Origin of the sequence: Streptomyces otsuchiensis (assembly GCF_004305975.1) — a bacterium.
Taxonomy (GTDB): Bacteria; Actinomycetota; Actinomycetes; order Streptomycetales; family Streptomycetaceae; genus Streptomyces; species Streptomyces otsuchiensis.
In genome coordinates this window covers 1-1858 of sequence record NZ_BHZI01000491.1, presented here as the reverse complement: position 1 = coordinate 1858, position 1858 = coordinate 1, and the positions used below count along the sequence as shown (strand labels likewise).

Here is a 1858-nt window from a genome sequence, read left to right as displayed (position 1 = left end):
GGAAGCCGGGTAAAAGATACAGAGTGAGTATCGTCCGCAGCGACAGATGAGTAAAAGAAGGAGTAGCGGCAGCAGCATCTGATGTGTATAAGAGTCAGGAGATGTGCCGCGGTGGCGCGGTGCGGTGATGCGCGGGCAGCGGTGGTGCACGGTGCGGTGGTGGTGCGCGGTGCGGCGGAGAAGCCGCCGAAGGGCGGCGACGGGCGGGCCGGGGCCCCGACTCGGACGGCCGGGGCGCACGGGCGTCCGCGGCTGATCACGCGGCGGGGCGCGGACCGACTCACAGGCGGAGCGCGGCCCGGCGGGACCTTCGGCAGTGGACTATGAGGCCGGAATGTTGCACGATGGACCGTCGTTAGCACTCACCGAGTAAGAGTGCCAGGAGGATAGACGTGCCGACGTACCAGTACCAGTGCACCGCGTGCGACGAGGGTCTTGAGGTGGTGCAGAAGTTCACCGATGACGCCCTCACCGTCTGCCCCAGTTGCGAGGGGCGGCTGAAGAAGGTCTTCTCAGCGGTCGGCATCGTCTTCAAGGGCTCCGGCTTCTACCGGAACGACAGCCGCAGCGCGAGCTCCAGCTCGACGCCCGCTGGCTCGTCCGCGGCCAAGAGTGACAAGAAGAGCGACGACGGCGCGAAGTCGGGCTCCACCTCCGACAGCGGCGGCACGAGCTCCACGGGCTCCTCCTCGAGCGGCTCCAGCAGCGGCTCCGGGGACTCCGGCGGCTCGGGAGCGTCCAAGCCCGCGGCCAGCAGCGCCCCCGCCGCGTGACCCCGCCGGCGGCGCCCGAGGCGAGCCCGCGAGCGACCATAGGAGTCATCGGGGGGTCGGGTTTCTACTCCTTCCTCGACGATGTGACGGAAGTCACCGTGGAGACGCCCTACGGGAAGCCGAGCGACTCGCTGTTCCTCGGCCGGGTCGCCGGCCGGGACGTGGCGTTTCTGCCCCGCCATGGCCGTGGTCACCACCTCCCGCCGCACCGGATCAACTACCGGGCCAACCTGTGGGCGCTGCGTGCCGTCGGTGTCCGCCAGGTCCTCGCGCCCTGCGCGGTCGGCGGACTGCGGCCGGAGCACGGCCCGGGCACGCTGGTCGTCCCCGACCAGCTCGTGGACCGCACCAAGACCCGGGTGCAGAGCTACTTCGACGGCGAGACGCGCGCCGACGGCGTGCGCCCCAACGTGGTTCACGCCACATTCGCCGATCCGTACTGCCCACTGGGCAGGGAGGCGGCGCTCGCGGCGGCACGTGCTTCCGACTGGGAGCCGGTGGACCGGGGCACGCTGTGCGTCATCGAGGGGCCCCGCTTCTCGACCCGGGCCGAATCGCAGTGGCACGCCGCGCAGGGCTGGGCGGTCGTCGGCATGACCGGGCACCCGGAGGCCGTTCTCGCCCGGGAGCTGGAGCTCTGCTACACCTCGCTGGCGCTGGTCACCGACCTGGACGCGGGTGCCGAGAGTGGCGACGGGGTCTCCCACACCGAGGTGCTGGAGGTCTTCGCCCAGAACGTCGGCCGGCTGCGCGGCGTACTCTTCGAGGCTGTCGCGAAGCTGCCGGAGGAGCGCGGCGAGTGCATGTGCGCCAACGCGCTGGCCGGACAGGACACCGGCATCGAACTGCCCTGACACCGGACCGAGTCGGAGCATGACCCGGCCGGCTACCCGCTCGCTTCGGCATGCGCCCGGCATCGCTCGGGACAGCCCGGCATCGCTCGGCGTCGCCCGGGACAGCCCGGCATCGCTCGACCAGGACGCCGCTGGTGGGCGCCCTGGGTGACGGTGTGGGTGGTGGGTTCGGGCGGTGGGGTGGGTCGGAGGGCTGACCGAGCTGCCGCGCCCCGACCCCCACCCCATGCC

2 protein-coding genes are annotated in these 1858 nt (G+C 71.4%); both read left to right on the top strand.

What is annotated here, in order from left to right:
- Positions 1-392 precede the first annotated feature (392 nt).
- Positions 393-773: an FmdB family zinc ribbon protein gene (locus tag E0D90_RS25360; protein WP_103501882.1), complete on the top strand. Its 381-nt coding sequence runs from the start codon at positions 393-395 to the stop codon at positions 771-773.
- Complete coding sequence (locus tag E0D90_RS25355; protein WP_103501881.1) at positions 770-1627, top strand: S-methyl-5'-thioadenosine phosphorylase; 858 nt, start codon at positions 770-772, stop codon at positions 1625-1627. Before E0D90_RS25360 ends, E0D90_RS25355 begins: the two co-directional genes overlap by 4 nt.
- The last annotated feature ends 231 nt before the right edge of the window (positions 1628-1858 follow it).